The sequence below is a fragment of the Gordonia sp. UCD-TK1 genome (assembly GCF_001691435.1).
Taxonomy (GTDB): domain Bacteria; phylum Actinomycetota; class Actinomycetes; order Mycobacteriales; family Mycobacteriaceae; genus Gordonia; species Gordonia hongkongensis.
Genome location: NZ_LZMP01000024.1, coordinates 14,568 through 35,725, shown reverse-complemented (window position 1 = coordinate 35,725; position 21,158 = coordinate 14,568). Strand labels below are relative to the sequence as shown.

At 67.7% G+C, this 21,158-nt stretch carries 19 protein-coding genes, 1 tRNA gene, 1 other RNA gene and 1 pseudogene; 10 read left to right on the top strand and 12 right to left on the bottom strand.

The window, feature by feature from the left end:
- Positions 1 to 9 precede the first annotated feature (9 nt).
- The 3 genes from A9310_RS14085 to A9310_RS14075 all read right to left on the bottom strand — a co-directional run bounded on the left by A9310_RS14085 (position 10) and on the right by A9310_RS14075 (position 2,146).
- Positions 10 to 414: an NADH-quinone oxidoreductase subunit A gene (locus A9310_RS14085; protein WP_004021559.1), complete on the bottom strand. Its 405-nt coding sequence runs from the start codon at positions 412 to 414 to the stop codon at positions 10 to 12.
- 162 nt (positions 415 to 576) lie between these two features.
- On the bottom strand, positions 577 to 984 hold the full coding sequence (locus A9310_RS14080; RefSeq protein ID WP_065631167.1) for a hypothetical protein: 408 nt from the start codon (positions 982 to 984) through the stop codon (positions 577 to 579).
- 85 nt (positions 985 to 1,069) lie between these two features.
- Entirely contained in the window at positions 1,070 to 2,146 is a 1,077-nt protein-coding gene (locus A9310_RS14075; RefSeq protein ID WP_065631166.1) for a D-alanine--D-alanine ligase family protein, read from the bottom strand.
- Positions 2,147 to 2,215: 69 nt separating this feature from the next.
- Between A9310_RS14075 and murF the strand changes: the two genes are divergently transcribed.
- Complete coding sequence (gene murF, locus A9310_RS14070; protein ID WP_065631165.1) at positions 2,216 to 3,529, top strand: UDP-N-acetylmuramoyl-tripeptide--D-alanyl-D-alanine ligase; 1,314 nt, start codon at positions 2,216 to 2,218, stop codon at positions 3,527 to 3,529.
- A gap of 50 nt (positions 3,530 to 3,579) precedes the next feature.
- On the opposite strand, the gene A9310_RS14065 is transcribed toward murF, so the two are convergent.
- Entirely contained in the window at positions 3,580 to 5,004 is a 1,425-nt protein-coding gene (locus A9310_RS14065) for a glutamate decarboxylase (RefSeq protein ID WP_065631164.1), read from the bottom strand.
- 46 nt (positions 5,005 to 5,050) lie between these two features.
- Complete coding sequence (locus A9310_RS14060; RefSeq protein ID WP_065631163.1) at positions 5,051 to 5,815, bottom strand: MerR family transcriptional regulator; 765 nt, start codon at positions 5,813 to 5,815, stop codon at positions 5,051 to 5,053.
- 224 nt (positions 5,816 to 6,039) lie between these two features.
- On the opposite strand from A9310_RS14060, the gene A9310_RS14055 reads away from it, so the two are divergent.
- Positions 6,040 to 6,933 (top strand): SGNH/GDSL hydrolase family protein, encoded by an 894-nt coding sequence (locus tag A9310_RS14055; protein WP_065631162.1) that lies wholly within the window; start codon positions 6,040 to 6,042, stop codon positions 6,931 to 6,933.
- Between the two features lie 69 nt (positions 6,934 to 7,002).
- Positions 7,003 to 7,368, top strand: a pseudogene (locus tag A9310_RS26345) (DUF1877 family protein); the annotation flags it as partial.
- Between the two features lie 45 nt (positions 7,369 to 7,413).
- Here the strand turns inward: A9310_RS26345 and A9310_RS14050 are convergent.
- A complete protein-coding gene (locus A9310_RS14050; RefSeq protein ID WP_175401139.1) occupies positions 7,414 to 7,917 on the bottom strand; it encodes a hypothetical protein in 504 nt (167 codons plus the stop codon).
- Between the two features lie 91 nt (positions 7,918 to 8,008).
- Between A9310_RS14050 and tgt the strand changes: the two genes are divergently transcribed.
- Positions 8,009 to 9,277, top strand: coding sequence for a tRNA guanosine(34) transglycosylase Tgt (gene tgt, locus A9310_RS14045; protein WP_065631360.1), 1,269 nt, complete (start codon positions 8,009 to 8,011; stop codon positions 9,275 to 9,277).
- A gap of 13 nt (positions 9,278 to 9,290) precedes the next feature.
- Here tgt and A9310_RS14040 read toward each other — a convergent pair whose 3' ends face one another.
- The 4 genes from A9310_RS14040 to A9310_RS14025 all read right to left on the bottom strand — a co-directional run bounded on the left by A9310_RS14040 (position 9,291) and on the right by A9310_RS14025 (position 13,850).
- Complete coding sequence (locus A9310_RS14040; RefSeq protein WP_065631359.1) at positions 9,291 to 10,988, bottom strand: HNH endonuclease signature motif containing protein; 1,698 nt, start codon at positions 10,986 to 10,988, stop codon at positions 9,291 to 9,293.
- 285 nt (positions 10,989 to 11,273) lie between these two features.
- Positions 11,274 to 12,191, bottom strand: coding sequence for an SDR family oxidoreductase (locus A9310_RS14035; RefSeq protein ID WP_065631160.1), 918 nt, complete (start codon positions 12,189 to 12,191; stop codon positions 11,274 to 11,276).
- A gap of 49 nt (positions 12,192 to 12,240) precedes the next feature.
- Positions 12,241 to 13,194, bottom strand: coding sequence for a carbohydrate kinase family protein (locus A9310_RS14030; protein ID WP_065631159.1), 954 nt, complete (start codon positions 13,192 to 13,194; stop codon positions 12,241 to 12,243).
- Complete coding sequence (locus A9310_RS14025) at positions 13,191 to 13,850, bottom strand: class II aldolase/adducin family protein (protein WP_065631158.1); 660 nt, start codon at positions 13,848 to 13,850, stop codon at positions 13,191 to 13,193. The genes A9310_RS14030 and A9310_RS14025 overlap by 4 nt, the downstream gene beginning before the upstream one ends.
- A gap of 265 nt (positions 13,851 to 14,115) precedes the next feature.
- Here A9310_RS14025 and A9310_RS14020 point away from each other — a divergent pair, with 265 nt between their 5' ends.
- Both A9310_RS14020 and A9310_RS14015 read left to right on the top strand, forming a co-directional pair.
- Positions 14,116 to 15,582 (top strand): hemolysin family protein, encoded by a 1,467-nt coding sequence (locus A9310_RS14020; RefSeq protein WP_065631157.1) that lies wholly within the window; start codon positions 14,116 to 14,118, stop codon positions 15,580 to 15,582.
- A complete protein-coding gene (locus A9310_RS14015; RefSeq protein ID WP_065631156.1) occupies positions 15,575 to 16,588 on the top strand; it encodes a hemolysin family protein in 1,014 nt (337 codons plus the stop codon). The genes A9310_RS14020 and A9310_RS14015 overlap by 8 nt, the downstream gene beginning before the upstream one ends.
- 27 nt (positions 16,589 to 16,615) lie before the next feature.
- On the opposite strand, the gene gluQRS is transcribed toward A9310_RS14015, so the two are convergent.
- Complete coding sequence (gene gluQRS, locus A9310_RS14010; protein ID WP_065631155.1) at positions 16,616 to 17,524, bottom strand: tRNA glutamyl-Q(34) synthetase GluQRS; 909 nt, start codon at positions 17,522 to 17,524, stop codon at positions 16,616 to 16,618.
- 138 nt (positions 17,525 to 17,662) lie between these two features.
- On the opposite strand from gluQRS, the gene A9310_RS14005 reads away from it, so the two are divergent.
- Together A9310_RS14005 and A9310_RS14000 are read left to right on the top strand one after the other, a co-directional pair.
- Positions 17,663 to 18,715: an ATP-dependent DNA ligase gene (locus A9310_RS14005; protein ID WP_065631358.1), complete on the top strand. Its 1,053-nt coding sequence runs from the start codon at positions 17,663 to 17,665 to the stop codon at positions 18,713 to 18,715.
- Positions 18,716 to 18,717: 2 nt separating this feature from the next.
- Positions 18,718 to 19,818, top strand: a complete 1,101-nt coding sequence (locus A9310_RS14000) for a DNA polymerase domain-containing protein (RefSeq protein ID WP_065631154.1) — start codon at positions 18,718 to 18,720, stop codon at positions 19,816 to 19,818.
- A 19-nt stretch (positions 19,819 to 19,837) separates the two neighbouring features.
- On the opposite strand, the gene A9310_RS13995 is transcribed toward A9310_RS14000, so the two are convergent.
- Complete coding sequence (locus A9310_RS13995) at positions 19,838 to 20,686, bottom strand: NmrA/HSCARG family protein (protein ID WP_065631153.1); 849 nt, start codon at positions 20,684 to 20,686, stop codon at positions 19,838 to 19,840.
- Positions 20,687 to 20,764: 78 nt separating this feature from the next.
- Here A9310_RS13995 and A9310_RS13990 point away from each other — a divergent pair.
- A tRNA-Ser gene (locus tag A9310_RS13990) sits at positions 20,765 to 20,853 on the top strand.
- A 147-nt stretch (positions 20,854 to 21,000) separates the two neighbouring features.
- Positions 21,001 to 21,095: signal recognition particle sRNA small type (gene ffs, locus A9310_RS13985), an RNA gene on the top strand.
- The last annotated feature ends 63 nt before the right edge of the window (positions 21,096 to 21,158 follow it).

The window sequence follows — 21,158 nt, the reverse complement described above, 5'->3', positions numbered from 1 at the left end:
GAAAAGTGCTCAGTCCCAACTCAGTCCGCCACGGCGCCACTCGTAGGCGTACGCGACGGAGACGTTGACGATGAAAAGGAGCATGGCCATGAGGCCGAACCACCCGAGTGAGTCGAAGGCGACCGCCCACGGGTAGAGGAACACGATCTCGATGTCGAAGATGATGAAGAGCATCGCGGTGAGGTAGTACTTGACCGGTACGCGCTGGATCGAGCCGGTGGCCACCGTGCCGCCGGCGGTGCGTCGCGTCGGGTAGAGCAGACTCTGTTCGACCGGCTCGATGCCGCACTCGTAGGGCTCGAGTTTGGCGCGGTTGTACCGTTTCGGACCGATCGCGATGCCGATGAAGACGCTGAAAACGGCAAACGCCACGCCGATTGCCCCGAGGACCATGATCGGGACGTAGGCGTTCAAAGCGCGGACCCCTCCTCGCTTGTGGCGACCGGAAGGCATCTGTTCGGTGCGGGCCGGCCCGGGTGTTCGTCCTATCCGTGCCGTCGGCCGATCTGGTCCGGCAGTACGAATGTGAGCTGCAACACAAGCCTAGTGTGAGTGTGTGGCGCGAGTCACTGTTTTCTAGAGTTCGGCGTTTCCGATCATGCCGACGAACGCACGCGGAAGAGTGATCGGATCGACGGGCAGGACGGCCACGGCGTCCGCGCGGGACCAGTCCGCGAGCCACCGGTCGTCGGCACGCCCGAGCAGGACGAGCACGGGTGGACAGGGATCGAGTTCGTCTTTCATCTGCTTGGCCAGGCCCATGCCACCGGCCGGGGTGGCTTCCCCGTCGGCGATCACGGCGTCGACGACACCGGCGTCGAGCTGCGCGAACACCATTGGGGCGGTGGCGACCTCGATGTAGCTGACCGGTGGGATGTCCGGGTCGGGCCGGGTTCCGATCGCGCCGATGACCTGCGCGCGGGTCTGCGCGTCGTCGGAATAGACCAGCACCCGCAGGGCCCGCGCAGACTGGGAGTCGGTCACGGTTGGCATGCTACAACCCGGCACCCTCGCCGAGCCCTGGAACATGCGCGCGTCTGCACATCGGCGTCACGAGCGTGCGCCGCGCTCAGTGCTCGGTGGAGAACCCCGTGCGACGCCGGTGCACCTCGAGCGCGAACGTGACGAGCTGATCGATCAGGTCCGGGTAGGGCACGCCGGTCGCCTCCCACAGCTTGGGGTACATCGATCCCGGGGTGAACCCCGGGATGGTGTTGACCTCGTTGAGCAGCCAGCCACGGCCGGACTCCTCGTAGAAGAAGTCGACGCGGGCCATGCCGGTGCAGCGCATCGCGGTGAACGTCCTCGCCGCGAGCTCGCGGACCTCGGCGGCCGCCGCGTCGGACACCGCAGCGGGGATGACCAGCTGGGCGGCGCCGGTGACGTACTTGTCCTCGTAGTCGTAGAACTCGCTCCCGGGTTTGATCTCGCCCGGCACCGAGGTCTCGGGCGCCGTGTCACCGAGAACGGCGACCTCGATCTCGCGCCCGGTGACGGCCTCCTCGATGATGACCACGTTGTCGTATCGGAGCGCGAGATTCACCGCCGCGTCGAGTTCGGCCTCGTCGTGCGCCTTGGTGATGCCCACCGACGAGCCGAGGTTCGCCGGCTTGACGAACACCGGGAGCCCCAGCGCGTCGATCGCGCGGGCGGTGATCGTCTCCGGGTCGTCGACACCGTCGCGGAACTCGACCCAGCGGCACTGCGGGATGCCTGCCTGCTCGGCGACGATCTTGGCCATCGCCTTGTCCATGCATACCGCGGACGACAACACACCCGCGCCCACATACGGCAGCTTGAACAGCTCGAGCATCCCCTGGATGGTGCCGTCCTCACCGTGCGGTCCATGGAGAAGGGGAAGGACGACCGTGATGGCCTCGTCCGCGTGACCACGCAGTTCGGTCAGCGGGTCGACGGCGGTTCCGGCGACCTCGAGGGTGTCGGGGAGTGGCGTGCCGTCGGCGATGGCGGCGATCGCCTTGTCGTTGCGCAACCACGTGCCGTCCTTGGCGATGCCGATGGGGACCAGGTCGTATTTGGCCCGGTCGGCCGCGGCCAGGACATGAGCCGCTGTGACCCGCGACACATCGTGCTCGGCGGAGACGCCACCGTAGAGAACCACCAGACGCAACAGCCGAGAAGACATGCCTGTCACGATACGGCCCCGTGCAATCGGGTTCTCGGCGTGTGCTGGGGACTCGGCTAGCGTGAGACCGTGCATTTCAGAGCAAGCGAGGTCGCGGAGGCCGTGGGCGGGGAGCTGCTGGGCCCCGACGTGCAGATCGACGGGGCGAGCATCGACTCGCGGAGTGTTCGGCCGGGCCAGCTGTTCGTGCCGATCGTCGCCGAGCGCGACGGCCACGATTTCATCAAGTCCGCACTCGACGGCGGGGCCACCGCCTACCTCTCCTCGAGGGTCGACCCGGTCGGCGGGACCGCCATCCGCGTCGCCGACACCGCGCTCGCCCTCGCCGACCTCGGTCGAGCGGTCCGCGCCCGGGTCCCCGATCGCGTGGTGGGCATCACCGGCTCGGTAGGCAAGACCTCGACCAAGGATCTGCTCGCGGGTGTGCTGCGCACCACCTACCGCACCGCGGCGAGCGAGAAGTCGTTCAACAACGAGCTCGGGCTGCCGATCACCCTCGCCGCGGCCGCCGACGACGTGGAGGCGGTGGTCCTCGAGATGGGCGCCCGCGGCGTCGGGCACATCGACCTGCTGTGTTCCATCGCGAAACCGACGGTCGGCGTGATCACCCGCGTCGAGGGCGTGCACCTGGAGCTGTTCGGTGACATCGAGTCCGTCGCGCGCGCGAAGGGTGAACTGGTGGAATCGCTCCCGGCCGACGGGATCGCGGTGCTCAATGCCGACCATCGGTACGTCGCGGCGATGGCGGATCGCACCTCGGCGCGTGTCCTGCGCTACGGGCTGTCGCCGGACGCCGATGTGTACGCGTCCGACATCGTCCTGGACGACGAGTTGCGCGCGACGTTCCGGCTGCACACACCGTGGGGTTCGACGGAGGTCCGACTGGGCGCCCGCGGCGAGCACCAGGTCCCCAACGCGCTGGCGGCGGCGGCTGCCGCCGGCGGGCTAGGGGTGCCGGTCGAGTCGATGGCGGACGGGTTCCTCGCCGCCGAATTGTCCGGTCTACGAATGGAACTCGCCACCTCGTCGCGAGGCGTCACGGTCCTCAACGATGCCTACAACGCCAACCCGACGTCGATGTCGGCTGCGCTGCGGTCGCTGGCGACACTCCCCGCGTCGCGTCGGGTGGCGGTTCTCGGCACCATGGCCGAACTCGGCGCCGACTCGCCAGACCAGCACCGTGCGATCGCACTGGAGGCCAGGGATCTGGGCATCGAGGTCATCGCGGTCGCCGAGGCCGACTACGGTGACACCGCTCGGCACGTTTCCGACGTCGACGGCGTGTCGGCCGAACTCGGCGACCTCGACGACGGGACCGCAGTGCTGGTCAAGGGGAGTCGGGTCGCGGCGCTCGAGCGCGTGGCGGAGGCGCTGCTGGACTGAGGGGGGTTTCGACAAGCTCAACCGGCGGGGGAGAGCTCAACCGGCGGGCATCAGTGGTGGAAGTGTGACCCGTCGCCCTCGCGTGGCATCGGGCTCTCCAGGCGGTTGAGGAAGTCGACCTCGGTCCGGATGTCGGCGATGAGTGCACGGGCGAGGTCGTGACTCAGCCCGGCGCGCACGACGATTCGCTGCACGGTCAGGTCGGCGAGGTCGTCGGCCATCGGGTATGCGGGAACGAGCCAGCCCTTCATGCGCAGGCGGTCGGACAGGTCGTAGAGGTTCCAGTTCTCGCTGTGCCCGGCCTTCAGTTTCCAGGCGAAGACCGGGATCGTGTCGCCCTTGCTGACCAATTCGAGGCCGTCGATCTGGGCGATCTGTCCGGAAAGCCATTGCGCCACATTGAGAGAACCCTGCTGGACCTGGGTGAAGCCGTCGCGGCCGAGCCGCAGGAACACGTAGTACTGCAGCAGGACCTGTGCGCCGGGACGGGAGAAGTTGAGTGCCAGGGTCGGCATGTCGCCGCCGAGGTAGGAGCAGTGGAACACCATGCTCTCGGGCAGTGCGTCGGTGTCGCGCCACACGATCCAGCCGACACCTGGATAGACCAGTCCGTACTTGTGGCCCGAGGTGTTGATCGAGACGACACGGTCGACACGGAAGTCCCATTCGAGGTCCGGCTGACAGAAGGGGGCGATCATCGCACCCGACGCGCCGTCGATGTGGATCTTCACGTCGAGTCCGGTGTCGGCCTGGATCTCGTCGAGCTTGGCCGCGATCGCGGTGACCGGCTCGTACATGCCGGTGTAGGTCTGTCCCATGATGGCGACGACCCCGATCGTGTTCTCGTCCACGTACTTCTCGAGCTCGTGACCGTCGAGGACGAGGTGGTCGGGGCTGATCGGTACCCATTTGGGCTCGACCTCGAAGTAGTTGCAGAACTTCTCCCAGCACACCTGGACCGCCGTCGACAGCACGATGTTGGGATTCTCGGTTGACTTGCCCTCGGCGCGGCGCCGGGTCTGCCAGTGCCGTTTGAGCGCGAGCCCACCGAGCATGCAGGCCTCCGACGAGCCGATCGTCGAGGTACCGATCGCGTTGTCGACGTCCGGGTTGTGCCACAGGTCGGCGAGGATGCGCCAGCACCGGTCCTCGATCGCGGCCGTCTGCGGGTACTCGTCCTTGTCGATCATGTTCTTGTCGAAGGTCTCCGAGTACAACTTCTTGGCCTCGTCGTCCATCCACGTCGACACGAAGGTCGCGAGGTTCAGGCGGGCGTTCCCGTCGAGCATCGCCTCGTCGTGCACGATCTGATAGGCGGTGTCGGGCAACAACATCGAGTCACCCAGTGCGAACTTGGGGAGGTCGGTCGCCTCGCCTTCGCGGTTGAAGACGGTGCGCAGGGTCATCGCATCGCCTATGTTGGTGGTGGCGCGGGCGCCACCGCTCTTGTTGTGGACGCCCGGGTCGGTGGTCATGGACACCGAACCTATCCGACCCGGACGACCGGCGGGTGGCGATCTTTCACCCTCGTCCCGCGTTTGCGTGGATCACCTCCCGCAGGTAGACGGCCAGGCCGGGGGCCTGCGCGTCGTAGTGCTCGGTGAACCGCGGGTCCGCGACGTACATGTCGGCAAGGCACACCTGCATGGCGTGATCACAGTCGTAGAAGCGCCCGATCTGTGCGCGGTGCTCTTCGGCGAGCGAGTTCGCCTCGGCGGTGCCAGGAGTCACCCCGCGACGCATCGCGTCCGCGAGCCGCCGTTCCAGGTCGTCGGTCTCCTTTTTGATGCGCTGCCAGTCCTCCTTGGAGAACTGTTCGGTCCGCTTCTGGCTCTGCTTCCAGGCGTCGGTGTTCCCCCAGCGTTCCTCGGCCTCGGCGGCGTACTCCTCGCCTGGCCATTGGTCGCCGAAGATCTCGGCCTGCTCGGCCGCCGACAGGGCGATGCCTTCCTCCTTTGCGTTCATCATCTCCTCCAGTGAGGCGACCATCCGGAGCAGGCGATCGATCCGTTCGGTCAGCAACTCGCGCTGCGTCTCGAGGTGACCCATGGGGTCCACGTCCGGATCGTCGAGCAGGGTCGCAATCTGCTCGAGGGAAAAGCCCAGCTCGCGGTAGGTGAGTACCTGGTGGAGACGTTCGACGTCGGTGTCGTCGTAGACGCGGTACCCGGCCGGTGTCCGGCCGGATGGCACCACCAGGCCGATCTGGTCGTAGTGATGCAGCGTGCGGATGCTGACGCCGACCATGCCGGCGACGACACCGACGGTCAGCTCCCGGGTGTCCACCTTGGAAGTGTGCTTTTCCTCGCTCACATCGACAACCCTGCTGCCTGACGTCGCGTGAGGGTCAAGTGTGCGGAGCGATCGGTGCCTTCGGCGTCACAGAAACTTGACATGTGTATCAGATTGGAAACTGGGGTACGTGTGCACCGATCTCGGGCCGTCGGCCCGGTAGTGTTGGTATCACCTGCAACACCAGTAACACGCGTACCACGATCTGGAGTCACCGCATGTCCGTGCCGTATGGCCGCAGCCCCCGCCGAGGCCTCGGCATCCGAACCCTGCTGACGGCGGCGGCCACCATCCTCGCTCTCCTCGCCGGACTCGTCACGGCCGGCGGGGCCCAGGCAGCGGACGGATACGCATACGTGAATCTCGGTGACAGCTACAGCGCAGGCGCATCGGTGTTCCCCCAGGCGACGAGCGCGGCGACCTTCTGCTCGAACTCGGCGATCAACTACTCCAGCCTCGTTGCCAAACGACGCGGGACCGAGGTCGTCGATGTCAGTTGCGCGGGCGCGACGACCGAAGACCTCACCAAGTCGCAGTATCGGTGGCAGGGACCGCAGATCAGCGCGATCGGACCGGCCACCCGCTTGATCACCCTCACGATCGGCGCGAACAACAACGGACTGTTCAGCAATTCGACCTCGGCCTGCCAGCGGGCGTGGATGGCCGCGCCGTTGTCAGCGACCCCATGTCGCGACGAGTTCGGTACCTCGTTGGTCGACGAGATCAAATCCTCGACCTACCCCGACCTCGTGAACGCCCTGCGCCTCGTCGGCCGCGAAGCGCCGCGCGCACGCGTCGTCCTCGTCGGATATCCGCAGATCTTCCCGGCCACGGGTTCGGCGCTCTGCTCGGCGTCGTTGCTCACCACGCCCGGGGACACCGCGTACCTGCATCGTGTCTTCAAAGCCCTCAACGCCGCCATGCGCCGCGCCGCCGCAGCCACCCGCGTGACCTTCGTCGACATGACCAAGGTCTCCGCGGGCCACGACGCCTGCGCGGGCGAACGGCGATGGGTCGAGCCGACGCTGGGTGCGGTCAGCTTCCCCGCGATGCACGCCAACGCGCGCGGTCAAAAGGCGATGGCCGAGCAGGTCGAAGCCGCACTGCGCTGAGGGGCCGCTGCGCGGGCTGCTCGCCGTGTGGAGGCACCGCCCACTGGACGGTAGGGGGGTACGGGACTCATTCGGTCGTACATCAGGCTCAGCGACGATGAACTGCGCGAAATCAACATGATGGGTTCTGCCCGGGACATCGCCGACTTCGTCAGCAGCCTCCGTGAAGCCGACCCGACCATCTCCACCGACATCGACAAGGCGTATCAGGCACTCGAGCTGATGTTCGACCGATAGGCGATGCCGGTGAACCCGGTCCGAGGGCAAGGAATGGTGCCCGGCAACATCGACCTCGGCGAAGGTATCCCGAACTACATGAGTCCCGAGTACGTGGTGGCCACCCGGGACATCCTCGCGCACATCACCTTCGACACGTTGCTCGATGACACCACCGCGACAGAACTCGCTCGCCAGGAGGTGTGGCCGATGATGCGCCATTGGGACGATGGGGCTGTCGGATATCTGCGCCCCAAAGAAGAACTACGGTGCAAAGCCGATGACCGCGGTGCCCTTCTGGCAGGCCGCAAGGACGCCTTCGAGCTGAGACGGCGCGCAGGTCCAGCCGGCCACCGACTGCTGTTGACCGGTGGTGATCTTCGGTCCGTACTGGGTGGCGATGGTCCGCGCCGAATCGCAGGACACGTCGCCGGCGAGGATCATGACACGCAACGCGCCATCGGGGCCCGGGATGGTGCCGCAAGTGGTGTCGGAATCGTCGGACGCGGTCACACTCGACGTCGTCGTCGACACCGGCTTGCGACCGGGGACCACCGGCGGCGAGGTGGCGGGCTGTTCGGCGGACGGTGATCCCGACTCCACGGCGCCGGCCTGAGAGGTCGACGACGCGGTGGTCACGTCCTCTTCCGCGCCGCAGGCCACGAGCGTCGACATCGCCGCCGCGAGTCCCAGGGTCGCCGCCGCGACCCTGATCGGTCGGCGAGAGCGGCTCCTGGTGGGACCGGTGGGACGAGTTCTGCGCGACATGGTTCACTACGGTAGCGAATGCGGTGTCGTCGACCGCACAGGTAGCCGGTGCCGGCCGTCGGTTTGGGATGGGCGCGCCCGACCTGCGAAGATGCTGCACGTGAGCAGTACCGGAACCGAAGTCGCCGACCCCACCTACACCGTCGGCACCACCCTCGCCGGCACCCGTGGGCGCACGGGGACGATCACCACACCGCATGGTCAGATCCACACCCCCGCGTTCATCCCCGTCGGTACCAAAGCGACCGTGAAGACGGTCCTCCCGGAATCGGTCTCCGCCCTCGGCGCCCAGGCCGTGCTCGCCAACGCCTACCACCTGTATCTGCAGCCGGGGCCGGAGATCATCGACGCGGCCGGCGGGCTCGGCGCGTTCATGAACTGGCGAGGGCCCACGTACACCGACAGCGGCGGCTTCCAGGTGATGTCACTGGGTGCGGGGTTCAAGAAGGTCATCTCGATGGAGGCCACCGGCACCCCCGACGACGACCTCACCGCCAACGGCAAAGAACGGCTCTCGCGGGTCGACGACGACGGGGTGACCTTCAAGTCGCACCTCGACGGTTCGGCGCATCGCTTCACGCCGGAGGTGTCGATGCAGATCCAGCACCAGCTGGGCGCCGACATCATCTTCGCCTTCGACGAGCTGACCACCCTGATGAACACTCGCGAGTACCAGGTGAACTCGCTCGAGCGCACCCGGTTGTGGGCGATTCGCTGTCTCGCCGAACACAATCGGTTGAGCGTCGAGCGCGCACACCGGCCACAACAGTCGCTCTGGGGGGTCATCCAGGGCGCCCAGTACGAGGATCTGCGGCGCAAGGCCGCTCGCGACCTCGTCGCGTTGAGCGAGGCGGACCGCGCTGCCGGCGGAAAGGGCTTCGGCGGGTACGGCATCGGCGGAGCACTCGAGAAGGACAACCTCGGCACCATCGTCGGTTGGGTCAACGACGAACTCCCGGAGGGCTCCCCGAAGCACCTCTTGGGGATCAGTGAACCCGACGACATCTTCACCGCCATCGAGAACGGCGTCGACACCTTCGACTGCGTGTCGCCGACCCGGGTCGCCCGCAACGGTGCGATCTACTCACTCGACGGCCGGTACAACGTCACGAATGCCAAGTATCGCAGTGACTTCCGGCCGCTCGACCCCGAGGTCGAGAACTACACGTCGCAGTACAGCCGGGCCTACCTGCATCATCTGTTCAAGGCGAAGGAAGGCCTCGGCCCCACGCTGGCGACGCTGCACAACGTGTCCTTCATCGTCACGCTCGTCGACCGGGCCCGCCAGGCCATCGAGAACGGCACATACACCGAGTACCGCGACGAGTTCCTCCGGCGTTACTACGGAGGTCCCCGGTAGGCGTGACCATTGCTCAGAACGGTGGCGGGTTGGCGTCGTTCCAGCGCTTCTCGGCGCGTTGGTGGCGTCGGAAGTCGTTGTCGCGCTGGGTGTTGAGTCTGTCTCGGGCGGGGTGATCGGGTGACCGTCTGGGGAAGAGCTTGTTGAACAGGTCGCGTCCGCTGAAGGCGTTGCCGACGAACATGTGCCCGGTGGGTGTGGTGAACCAGGCGGTCTGGAGTTCGTCTTGGTGGTCCTGCCAGCTGGTGAAGGTCTTGATGCGGTGATGGAACCGGCACAGCGGTTTGAGGTTGCGCGCATCGGTCGGGCCACCGCGACGCGGGTCGGCGTGGTCGAAGGGTTCGGTGTGGTCGAGATCGATCTGCCAGACCGGGGCGTTGCAGCCGGGGAAGGTGCAGCACAGTTCGCCGGCGCGCACCAGCGCCTGCAGCTTCTTCGAGGGGGTGTATCGCGTTGTCGAACTGTCCGCGTCGGGAGGCGGTGAACCGTCGGGTGCGTCGGGTGCGGGATGGATGTAGGTGCGGCGGGCTTCGGCGAGGAGTGTTCGGGCGGTGTCGGCGTCGATGATGCCGTGGCGGTCGAGGAAGGCGGGGTCGTCGTCGAGGCCGATCAGGGTCGACAGGTTCACCACGACGTGGAAAGTCGCGCGCGGCGCGGGTGAGTCCGACGCCGAGGCGGCCGGCTCGGCCGGGTCATCGACATCGACGTCGGCTGACGGGTCGACGTCGGTGTCCGTATCCACCATCGCAGCAGCTGGTGCAGGCGGCTCGACAGTCTCCACTGTCGCTGCGTCGAAATCTGGTGCCGTGTCGGGTTCGGTTGCGGTGGTGGCGCAGTCGTCGCATAAGCACGTGATTACGGCCTCACCCCGCGCGAGCGCTTTCAGAGCGTCGACTCGGCGGTTGGCCAACTTTCGAGGGTCACCGGCGTGGACCGCGGTGGCCATCGCCGTCAGGCGGGCGTCGAACTCGGCGGCATCAGCATTGGGCAGCGTGCCGGAGATCCGGGACTGCCCGGGTGTGAAGCGGTCGGGGGTGATGGTCACCTTGCGATCACCCTTGACGCGTTCCTTGCGTCGGCGGATCGCGTCGGGTGCCCACTTGGTGACGATGGAATCGACCATGGCGGTGAACCGGGCCGTCGACATCGGTGCACGGGCGAAGATCGCCTCGGCCAGATGTACGTCCACGGTCTGCATCTCTTCGTCGTCGGTGATGAGGTCGGTGCGCTTGAGGGCGATGAGGAAGCGGCGCTTGTCGATTCGACCGCACGCGAGTGCGTGTCCGGTGAAGGAGAGTCGGTAACGCAGGGCGTCGCCGGCCTCGATCAGGTCTTTCGCCTCAGCCGGCGTCACCGTCAGAGTGGCGCCGACTTCGGCGATGGCCTGTTCGAGACCGTTCGGCCCGAACTGCTCGTACGGGTTCTCGCCCGCGGCGACCCGTGCGGACAGGTTCTCGAAGGCTTCGATCGAGTCGAGTTCGCCGCTGTGCGTTTCGGTGCGCCGCTGTGCGTAGTCCATCTCGCGTTCGTCGTGAATGAGGCTGGCAACGACCATCATTCGATGCGCGGACGCCGCCGCCAGGCCGGCGCAGTGGTTCAGGACCTCGATGAGTTCAGAGGCGGAGAGTTCATGGTCGGGACGAAAGCGCGGCTCGACGGACTCCTGTGAAGGGTCCACCGATGTGGATCCGGCCCCCGCCCCCGATGACATGCCTCCAGTGTACTCGAACATGCGTTCGAGTCAAGGGATGATTTTCCCGATCGTTGATTTCTCTGGCAATCGAATCACGCCACACCGACAGGAGCTGCGGGTTGCGACGGTGGCCTCGACGGGCGCGGCGTCCTCGCTTCGCTCGGTCGACGCTGCTCGACCAGCAGAAAATGGCGGCGCTGCTCGACCAGCAGAAAATGGCGGCGGTGCTCGACCAGCGGGACACTGCGGCGGTGCTCGACCAACAGAGGGCGGCGCACCACAACGAGCGACGGCGGACGGGCGTCAGCGCGAGTCCTCGGCAACCATCCGTTCGCGGATACCACCGGCGACCCCGGTGCTGTTCGGGTTCGGGTCGTGGATCGCACCCGCGTGCGGCTCGACCGGCGTCCCCTTCTCGGTCTCGGACTTCGCCGTCGCCGCCGAGAACCGCTCGGTGATCCCGGGCATGAGATGGTGAGAAGCGTTGGCGGCCTTGGCCTTGTAGCCGACCGGTTGGTCCAGCTTCGGGTCGGTGCAGGCTGCCACGATCGCGTCGACCACGATCTGCGGATCGTCCATCGCGGACATCCGCGGTTCGTGGCCGGTGTAGTTGGCGGCGTGGACCCACCACGGGGTGTCCACGGCCCACGGCATGATGGTGCCGACCTTGATGGCGTCGTCGCCGGCCATGCGCAGCTCCTCGCTGATCGAGTGTCCGAGGCTCCGAACCGCCGCTTTCGTTGCGGCGTAGGTGTTCTGGAGTGCGATGGGTACCTCGCTGTCGACCGAGCCCACGTTGACGAGTGTGCCGCGACCCTGCGACCGGAAGACGCGCAGCGCCGCATGCGCGCCGTAGATCAGGCCCTTCAGGTTCACGTCGACGAGGCGAGCGTGGTCCTCGATCGGGATGTCCCAGAAGTACCCGACCGCGCCGACGCCGACGTTGTTCACCCACACGTCGATCGACCCGAACCGTTCGAGCGCGGCGGACGCGAGATGGGCGACGGCACGCGGATCGCTGACATCGGTGGGCACCGCCAGCGCCGATCCGCCCTTGCCGGTGATCTCTGCGACGACCTCGTCGAGCACCGCGGTTCGACGCGCCGCGACCACCACGTTCGCGCCCAGTTCTCCGAGTCGCACCGCGGCTCCGCGTCCGAATCCGCTCGACGCGCCGGCGATGACGACGGTGGAGCCGTTGATTTCCTTGTTGTCTGTCATGGTGATCGCCTACCCGAGGGGGAGTTCACCAAACCGAGAGGAGGCGCGCTCAGCCCGCGGCGCGGGACTGCCGGAAGGACTCGATCGCGGCGAGATCGTACGAGTTCGCCGCGGTCCCGATGCCCTGGGCGACGTGCGCGGCCACCGCGCAACCGAGTTCGGCGGAGTCGGCGAGACCGAGCCCGCGCAGGCGGCCGGTCAAGAACCCGGCGGAGAACGAGTCGCCGCAACCAGTGGTGTCCACGACGTCCACCTCGAACGCCGGCACCGTGACCACATCGTCGCCGGTCACGACCAGCGCGCCGTCGGCGCCGCGGGTGAGCGCCACGCAACCGACACCGCGGTCCAGGAGCGCCCGTGCGCCGTCGGTGAGGTCGTCGGTTCCGGTCAGTCCCCGGGTCTGCTCGTCGTTGGGCAGCAGGTAGTCGAGGTGGGGAAGTGCGTCGGCGATCCACTCGAGAAGGCCGGGGTCGCCACCCGACAGCAGATCGGCCGACGTCGTGATCCCGCGGTCGCGCGCCCGGCCGAGGAGCTCGGCGGCGACCGCGCCGCCGAGGAACTCCGGGCCGCCGAGGTGCAGGTGGTCGAGCCCGGTCAGCGCGTCTGCACCCAGGTCGTCGAGCGTGAACTGCGCATTCGCCCCGATGCAGTGCCACGCGGGACGGTCCCCGTTGGGTCGCACGGGTATGACCGATGACGACGTCTGGACCCCGGGCTTCGGAACCAGGCCGCCGGTGTCGACGCCTTCGGCGTCCAGCAGTGCGGTCAGCGAACGCCCGATCGTGTCGTCGCCGATCGCTCCGTGGGTCCGGACCGTGGCGCCCAGCCGACTGAGGACGAGCGCGGTTCCGCCCGCGGTACCGGCGGCGGAGAAACCGATGGACTGGACGAGCGCGCCGTCGGACCCTGCCGGGATGGACTCGATCCCGACGACGTGGATGTCCAGCACATGGACGCCCACGGTTGCGATCGTCGGCGGTTCGAGCAGCGGTGAGGGTGTCACGTCCGGTTCTCCTTGGGTGTCCCGTAGTCCAGCCGGATCGCCTGGGCGACAGTGGACTGCTGTTGGTCCTCGGTGAGTTCGCGAGGCCGGCCCATGCTGCTGGTCCGGTGATAGAGGGTCGCGAGCCACTCCAACAGCAGGGCGTTCTCCACCGCGTGGGCCAGGCTGGAGCCGCGTGCCACCGAACCGTGGTTCGCCATCAGCGCGACCTGGGTGTCGACCAGCGCGTCGGCGACGATGCCGGCGAGCTCCGGGCTCCCGAACGTGGTGTACGGCGCGACCGGGATGGCACCGCCGAGGCCGAGTTGTTGGTAGTGCAGCACCGGCAACGAGGTCAGTCCGCTGACGCAGGCGACCGCGGTCCCGAAGGGTGCGTGGGTGTGGACGATCGCCTGTGTGCCGGTTTCCTCGTAGACGCGGAGGTGCAGGTCCAGCTCGGACGACGGCGCGATCGGCCCGTCGACGACGTCGCCGGCAAGGGACACCACCGTCACGTCGGTCGCGGCACAGTTCGCGAGTACAACCCCGGTTCCGGTGATCGCGACGTGATCGCCCGCACGCGCCGACACGTTGCCGGAGGTGCCGATCAGGAGACCTTCGGCCGCCAGCCGTCGAGCGGCCGCGGCGACCTCGTCGCGTATCGACGGGTCGCTCATCGGCCGAATGTGTCGGTCCGCACTCCGCGGAGAAGGATCGCCGGGCATGTCGCGGAACTCGGAGCGCATTCGGTACGTTGGGACCACATACCGGACATTTACGCACATGCCTTTGCTCCCGGCACCCGGTATGAAACACCCGAGCACCAGCGAGAGAGACGATGAGACGCGGAAAGCGCCGAAAACGCCGACGACACCAGTCGGCCCCCTGTTGCGAATTGCATGACCCGGGTCTTCCGCCCGGCCCCGACACCGGGACGGTCTCATGCTGACCCTCCTCGGAATCGGACTCGGAATCCTGGTGGTCTTCCTGATCACCGCCCTCACCGGTTACTTCGTGGCCCAGGAATTCGGCTACATGGCGGTCGACCGGTCCCGCCTCAAAGCCCGTGCCGAGACCGGTGACGCCGCCGCGAAACGCGCGCTCGCGGTCACCCGCCGCACGTCCTTCATGCTCTCCGGCGCCCAGCTGGGCATCACTGTCACCGGCCTTCTCGTCGGCTACGTGGCCGAACCCCTGATCGGTTCCGGCGTCGGCGAGCTGCTCGGCGGCGTGGGTATCCCGGTGGGCGTGGGTGTCGCGATCGGCACGATCATCGCGATCATCTTCTCCACCGTCGTGCAGATGGTCTTCGGTGAGCTGTTCCCCAAGAACCTCGCCATCGCCCGGCCCGAGCCGGTCGCACGGTGGCTCGCCCGTTCGACGACGATCTACCTGGCCGTATTCGGTTGGCTCATCGCATTGTTCGACAAGTCGTCGAACCTGCTGCTGCGAGCGCTGCGCATCGAGCCCGTGCACGACGTCGAGCATTCGGCGTCGGTGCGCGACCTCGAGCACATCGTCGCCGAGTCCCGCGACGCGGGTGACCTGCCCGACGAGCTGTCCGTCCTGCTCGACCGTGTGCTCGAATTCCCCACGCGCACCGCAGAACACGCGATGATCCCGCGACCGAACACCGATCATGTCGACGCCGATCTGGCGGCGGGTGAGGTGCTGACACTGATGAGCACCGGCCACACGCGGTACCCCGTGCTGGCCGGCGGTGACGACGAGGTACGCGGGGTAATCCACCTCCAGGACCTCCTGGAGTGGAGCTACGCGCTGAAAAAGCAACCGCCGCAGGCTGATTCGTCGGCCACCGCGGTCGACCTGTGTCGTCCCGCGGTGGTGGTGCCCTCGACGCTTCCGCTGCCCGAGGTGTTGGAGACCCTCGCGGACGCGCATGACGAGATGGCGGTGGTCATCGACGAATACGGCGGCTTCGCCGGGGTCGTGACCGCCGAGGACATCGCCGAGGAACTGGTCGGCGAGATCGACGACGAACACGACTCCGAGGCGACCGTCGCGATCGAGGAGAGTCCCGAGGGATGGCGCGTGCGGGGTGACGCACACGTCGACGAGGTCTCCCGGACGGTCGGCTGGGATCTTCCCGAAGGCGACTACGAGACGATGGCCGGACTGGTGATCGCCGAATTCGTCGGACTCCCGGAGGTCGGGGACACGGTGACGATCGAGATCGATCCCGATCCGTCGACCCTGCTCGAAGACGACGAGGCGCCACCCCGCACCGTGCGGGCCACGGTGCTCGAAGTCGACAAGCGCGTCCCCGCTCTGCTGTCGATGAGCGTGGCACACAACGACAACAACCCGGGCGAGAAGAGCCCGGACGACAAGAACCGGGGCGAGATCAAGAACCCGGCCGAGAACGGAGAGGAGAGCGACAATGGATAACCCGTGGGTCGTCGCGGCCGTCACCGTGGGCCTGATCGCGTCCAGCGCCTTCTTCGTCGCGGTCGAGTTCGCCCTCATCGCCGCGCGTCGGCACCGGCTCGAAGACGCGGCCGCGACCAGCGGCAGCGCCCGCGCAGCACTGCGCAGCGCATCGGAACTGTCGGTGCTGCTCGCCGGATCGCAGCTCGGCATCACGGTGTGCACGCTCGCATTGGGTTCGGTCACGAAACCCGCTGTGCACTACTGGCTCACGCCGCTGTTCGCCGGGTGGGGCCTGCCGTACTGGTCGGCCGACGTGATCGGCTTCGTCCTCGCCCTCGTCATCGTGACGTTCCTGCACCTCGTCGTCGGTGAGATGGCGCCGAAGTCGTGGGCCATCGCCCACCCCGAGAAGTCGGCGATCATGCTCGCGATCCCGATGCGCGCCTTCATGTGGGTGACCCGTCCGTTCATCGTCCAGCTCAACCACCTCGCCAACTGGTGCCTCAAGCGCGTCGGCGTCGAACCGGTGGACCAGGTCGCGACCGGGCAGGACAGCGACGCCCTCCGACACCTGGTGGAGCACTCGGCCACCGTGGGCACACTCGACGAGCGGTACCACGCCCACCTGACGAGTGCCCTGGAACTGGAGTCGTTGACCGTCGGCGACGTCGTGACCCCCAACGACCATCTGGCCGTAGTCGGTCCGGCCGCGGACGCCGATGAGATCCAGACGGCCGGCCGGACCTCGGGCCACCTGCGGCTGCTGGTGCGCGACGATGCGTCCGGGGCGCCGGTCCGCGGTGTCGTGCACGTGCGCGACAGCCTGACCGCGTCGCCCGGCACCACGGCGGCCGATCTCATGCGCCCGGTCCTGAGCGTCGAGTCGGCGCAGCCGGTGTACGAGACGCTCACCGCCATGCGGGAACAGCGCGCCCACCTCGCGCTMGTCACCGATGGGGGCCGCGCGGTCGGACTCATCACCATCAACGACGTGCTCCAGCGGTTGCTGGCGACCACGGCGTAGGAGGCGGTCGGGGCGCAGTATGGGCCGCTAGGCCCACTCGTCGGCCGTCAGGAACCACGGTTCGGCCGGCAGCGCAGCGGGGTCGAACCGCTCCGCCAGTTGCTCCGCGCGCACGGGCTCGTCCCGGCCGCCGAGCCCCAGTGAATGGGCGATGCGGGACAACACGGTCGACGTCTCCACCCCCGCGGCGGTGAGATCGGCCAGGGTCACCGCCCCGTCCCGCTTGCTGAGCCGGATTCCGTTGGCGTTGAGCACCATCGGGACATGCGCGTAAACCGGTGGGGTGGACCCGAGCAGCGTTGCCAGGTAGGCCTGCCGGGGCGCCGACGACAGCAGATCGTCCCCGCGGACGACCTGGTCGACGCCCTGCGCGGCATCGTCGACGACGACGGCCAGGTTGTAGGCCGGGGTGCCGTCGTTGCGCAGGAGCACGAAGTCGTCGACCGCGCCCATGTAGGGGCCGTGCAGCAGGTCGTCGACGCCGTACTCCCGGACGTCGGCCCGCAGCCGGATCGCGGGTGGCCGAGTGGCACGGCGTTCGTCGCGCTCGGCGTCGGTGAGGTCGCGGCACGTGCCGGGGTAGGCGCCCTGCGGCGCATGGGGTGCGGACGGTGCGTCGAGGATCTCCCGGCGCGTGCAGAAACACTCGAAGGTGCGGTCGGCGTAGCGCAGGTCGTCGAGGACGGCACGGTATGCCTCGAGCCGGTCGGTCTGGTGGACGACGGGCGGATCCCAGTCGAGGCCCAGGGCCGCGAGATCGGACAACTGCCGGGAGTCCGCGCCCTCGACGGCCCGGTCGAGATCCTCCATCCGGATCAGGAATTGCCTGCCGGTGGTCCGCGCGAAGAGCCAGGCGAGCAGGGCGGTCCGCAGATTGCCGACGTGAAGGTCCCCGGAGGGGGAGGGCGCGTACCGGCCCGCTCGCTGCGTCGACACCGCGTCGAGATTACCGGTAGGCGATGAGAATCCGCGCCGCCGCCGGTCTGCCTGTAACGGCCCGGACGGCGACACGCCGGGTATGCGGCGACGCGTAGGCGTTGCGGTCCCGTCGACGAGTGAGGAACGATGAGTTTCATGGATCTCCCGGTCATGCCGCCTGTTGCGCCGATGCTGGCCAAGGCGGTGACCAGCGTGCCGCCGCAACCGGACGGTTCGGTGGCGTGGTCGTACGAACCCAAGTGGGATGGTTTTCGCGCGTTGGTCTTCCGCGACGGCGACGAGGTGACGATCGGTTCGCGAGGCGGCAAGGACCTGGCCCGGTACTTTCCCGAGATCGTCGCGGCGGTGAAGGAAGAACTGCCCGACAAGGTGGTCCTCGACGGCGAGATCGGGGTGCCGGCACTGATCGGCGACACGCATCGGCTCGACTGGGATTCGCTCGCGCAGCGCATCCATCCGGCGGAATCGCGCGTCACCATGCTCGCGGAGAAGACACCGGCGATCTTCATCGGATTCGACGCGCTGGCGCTGGAGTCGACGAGCGTGATGAGCGAACCCTTCGAGGTTCGCCGGGAAGCGCTGCTGCGGGCCGTGGGGCCGGGCGGGCGGGACCGTCGCGTGCATGTCAGCCGGGTGACGAGCGACCCGGCGGTCGCCGAGGACTGGTTCTCCGCCTTCGAGGGTGCCGGGCTCGACGGCGTCGTCGCCAAGCGACTGGACGGCGTGTACGTCGAGAACAAGCGGGAGATGCTGAAGATCAAGCACAAGCGCACGGCGGACTGTGTGATCTTCGGGTATCGAATCCACAAGTCGGGCACCGGAATCGGGTCGATGCTGCTCGGGCTGTACGGCGACGACGGCGAACTGCGGATGGTCGGCGGGGCCGGGGCCTTCTCCGACGCCAAACGGATCGAGTTGCAGCAGATGTTCGAGCCGATGCGGCTGGACCCGGAGAAGGCGTCGCCGGGCGAGCCGACGCGGTGGCGTTCGGAGAAGTCGGGGGAGTGGATCCCGATCCGTCCGGAGCTGGTCGCGGAGTTCGCCTATGACCAGATGGAGAACCATCGCTTCCGACACACGGTGAAATTCCTTCGCTGGCGGCCCGATCGAGAACCGGAGAGCTGCGGCTACGACCAGCTCGACGTCCCGCTGACCTACGACCTGCACGACGTCCTCGAAGGAGAATGACCATGGCATCTCGTTCGCCCGCCGAGGAGCTCGACGTCGACGGGGTCGCCGTCCGGATGAGCAACCCGGACAAGATCTACTTCCCCGAACTCGGCGAGAACGGCGGTCGCAAGCGCGATCTCGTCGGGTACTACCGCACCCTCGCACTCGGTGACACGGGTGGCAGGGTCGACGACAGCGGCGACGGACCGCTGATGCGCGCCACCCGCGACCGTCCGACCTTTCTGCAGCGCTTTCCCGACGGCGTCGAGGGCGAGGAGATCTACCAGAAGCACATCGCGAAGAAACGGCCGGGGCATGTCCAGTCCACCCCGATCGTGTTCCCCTCCAAGCGAACCGGCGACGCGATCCGGCCCACGGTGCCGGCCGATCTCGTGTGGGGCGCGAACCTGGGCACCGTCACCTTCCACACCTGGCCGACCCTCCACCCCGACAACGACCATCCCGATCAGCTTCGCATCGACCTCGATCCGCAACCCGGCACGACCTTCGAGGATGTGCGGCGTGTCGCGCTCGAGGGGCTGAAGCCGCTACTCGACGAACTCGGGTTCACCGGTTTCGTGAAGACCTCGGGCGGTCGGGGAGTACACGTGTACGTGCCCATCGAGCCGCTGTGGGACTTCATCGCGACCCGACGCTGCGTCATCGCGATCGCCCGCGAACTCGAACGCCGCGACCCGGACGCGGTCACCACATCGTGGTGGAAAGAAGAACGCGGAGAACGGATCTTCATCGACTACAACCAGAACGCCCGCGACCGCACCATGGCATCCCCGTACTCCGTTCGACGCAGCGCCCGCGCCCGGGTGTCGACCCCGGTCACGTGGGACGAACTCGCTGACGTCGATCCGGACGACTGCACCATCGCGACCGTCCCGAAGCTACTCGAGGACCGCGGCGACCCATGGGCCGACATCGCCGGCCACCGGCGCGGCGTCGAGAAACTGCTGGAGATGGTGCAGGCCGACGACGCAAACGGACTGGGCGACATGCCTTATCCGCCCAGCTATCCCAAGATGCCGGGCGAGCCGCCGCGCGTACAGCCGAGCAAGAAGGTCGCCGAGCACTGGGATGAGAAGGGCAACCGACGCTCCGACGGCTGATGCCCGGGTTCCGTATGGGTCAGCGGCGCAACGCCTCCGCGGCCCAGGTCGCGAAGCTCTGCCAGCCCACATCAGGGAACCGGCGGTGCAGCGTCGGGATGTCGACCTCGTACCCGCGGTCGCCGAGGAACGTGAACATCGCCCGCATGTCCTCGGACTCGATACGTTCGGGGTCGTAGGACTCCGCCGTGACGGTTGTGCCGAGAACGTCGCTGATGATGCGCGCCATCTCCTCGGGCGTCGGCTGATCGGACGCGAGGTCGATGCGCTGGCCGACGTGGACGTCGGGCGCGGCGAACAGGGTGGCGACGAGTCGGCCGAGGTCGCGCCGCGAGAGTTGTTGCAGCGGCTTGTCCGCGGGCATCGCGATCGGCATCACGCCCGCCGCGAGGGCGTCGGCTCCGCCGAGTAGGTTGTCGAAGAAGTAGGCCGGGCCGACGATCGTGTGCGGGATCTCGGTGGCCGCCAGCATCTGTTCGACCTCGAACTTGGAATCGAAATGCGCCACGCCGGTCTGGCGATCGGCCGAGGCCACCGAGGAGAACACGAGGTAGGGGATCGATGCGGACGTGGCGGCTTCGATCAGCGCACGACCCTGACCGATCTCGGCCTCGACGCCGGATTCGAACGGGGTGGTGAGCGCGAACACGCCCGCGGACCCGGTGAATGCCTCGGTGAGACCCGACCCGCTCACGATGTCGCCGACGGCGAGTTCGACGCCTCGGTCGGCCAGGCGTGCCGCCTTGCTCGACACCGCGTCCCGCACAACGGCGCGGACCGGGAAACCGGCCTCGAGCAGCGCGTCGAGCACGGCGCCGCCCTGCCCTCCGGTGGCTCCGACGACAACGACAGGAGAGGAATCGGCCATGTCGTCGACCCTAGCGGTCACACTCGACGGCCGGACGGTTTGGGTGAGTGCGCCGTCGGCGGCTATCATCTCGACGTTGGAGGATTCGCCTAGTGGCCTATGGCGCTCGCCTGGAACGCGGGTTGGGTTAACAGCCCTCAGGGGTTCGAATCCCCTATCCTCCGCCACCGAAGGTCCGCTGTGACACCCGTCTTTCCGGGTGACACCGCGGACCTTCGTCGTATCCCCGAGCGTGCGGGCCGAGTGCGATCGAGCCGCGCGGACCGGTTCGAGGACCCCGGCTCCGGCCGCCGGAACCCCTCGCTACACTGGACGACGGATCCCGCGCGGCGTGCATCCTGTGAACTCCCCCAGGGCCGGAAGGCAGCAAGGGTCAACGGGCTCTCTCGGGTGCGCGGGGTCCCCTATTTTCCCGATACGAAGTTTCAGGTCAGGGGCGTCGGCCACCCGCACCGGCGTCGAGCCGCGAGAG

Coding starts and splice junctions, on each gene's coding strand:
- A9310_RS14005 (WP_065631358.1), top strand. CDS start 17,663: ATGGATCTCCCGGTCATGCCGCCTGTTGCGCCGATGCTGGCCAAGGCG.
- A9310_RS14025 (WP_065631158.1), bottom strand. CDS start 13,850: ATGAGCGACCCGTCGATACGCGACGAGGTCGCCGCGGCCGCTCGACGG.
- A9310_RS14075 (WP_065631166.1), bottom strand. CDS start 2,146: ATGTCTTCTCGGCTGTTGCGTCTGGTGGTTCTCTACGGTGGCGTCTCC.
- A9310_RS14040 (WP_065631359.1), bottom strand. CDS start 10,988: ATGTCATCGGGGGCGGGGGCCGGATCCACATCGGTGGACCCTTCACAG.
- A9310_RS14000 (WP_065631154.1), top strand. CDS start 18,718: ATGGCATCTCGTTCGCCCGCCGAGGAGCTCGACGTCGACGGGGTCGCC.
- tgt (WP_065631360.1), top strand. CDS start 8,009: ATGCTGCACGTGAGCAGTACCGGAACCGAAGTCGCCGACCCCACCTAC.
- A9310_RS14035 (WP_065631160.1), bottom strand. CDS start 12,191: ATGACAGACAACAAGGAAATCAACGGCTCCACCGTCGTCATCGCCGGC.
- A9310_RS14055 (WP_065631162.1), top strand. CDS start 6,040: ATGTCCGTGCCGTATGGCCGCAGCCCCCGCCGAGGCCTCGGCATCCGA.
- A9310_RS14050 (WP_175401139.1), bottom strand. CDS start 7,917: ATGTCGCGCAGAACTCGTCCCACCGGTCCCACCAGGAGCCGCTCTCGC.
- A9310_RS13995 (WP_065631153.1), bottom strand. CDS start 20,686: ATGGCCGATTCCTCTCCTGTCGTTGTCGTCGGAGCCACCGGAGGGCAG.
- A9310_RS14020 (WP_065631157.1), top strand. CDS start 14,116: ATGCTGACCCTCCTCGGAATCGGACTCGGAATCCTGGTGGTCTTCCTG.
- A9310_RS14065 (WP_065631164.1), bottom strand. CDS start 5,004: ATGACCACCGACCCGGGCGTCCACAACAAGAGCGGTGGCGCCCGCGCC.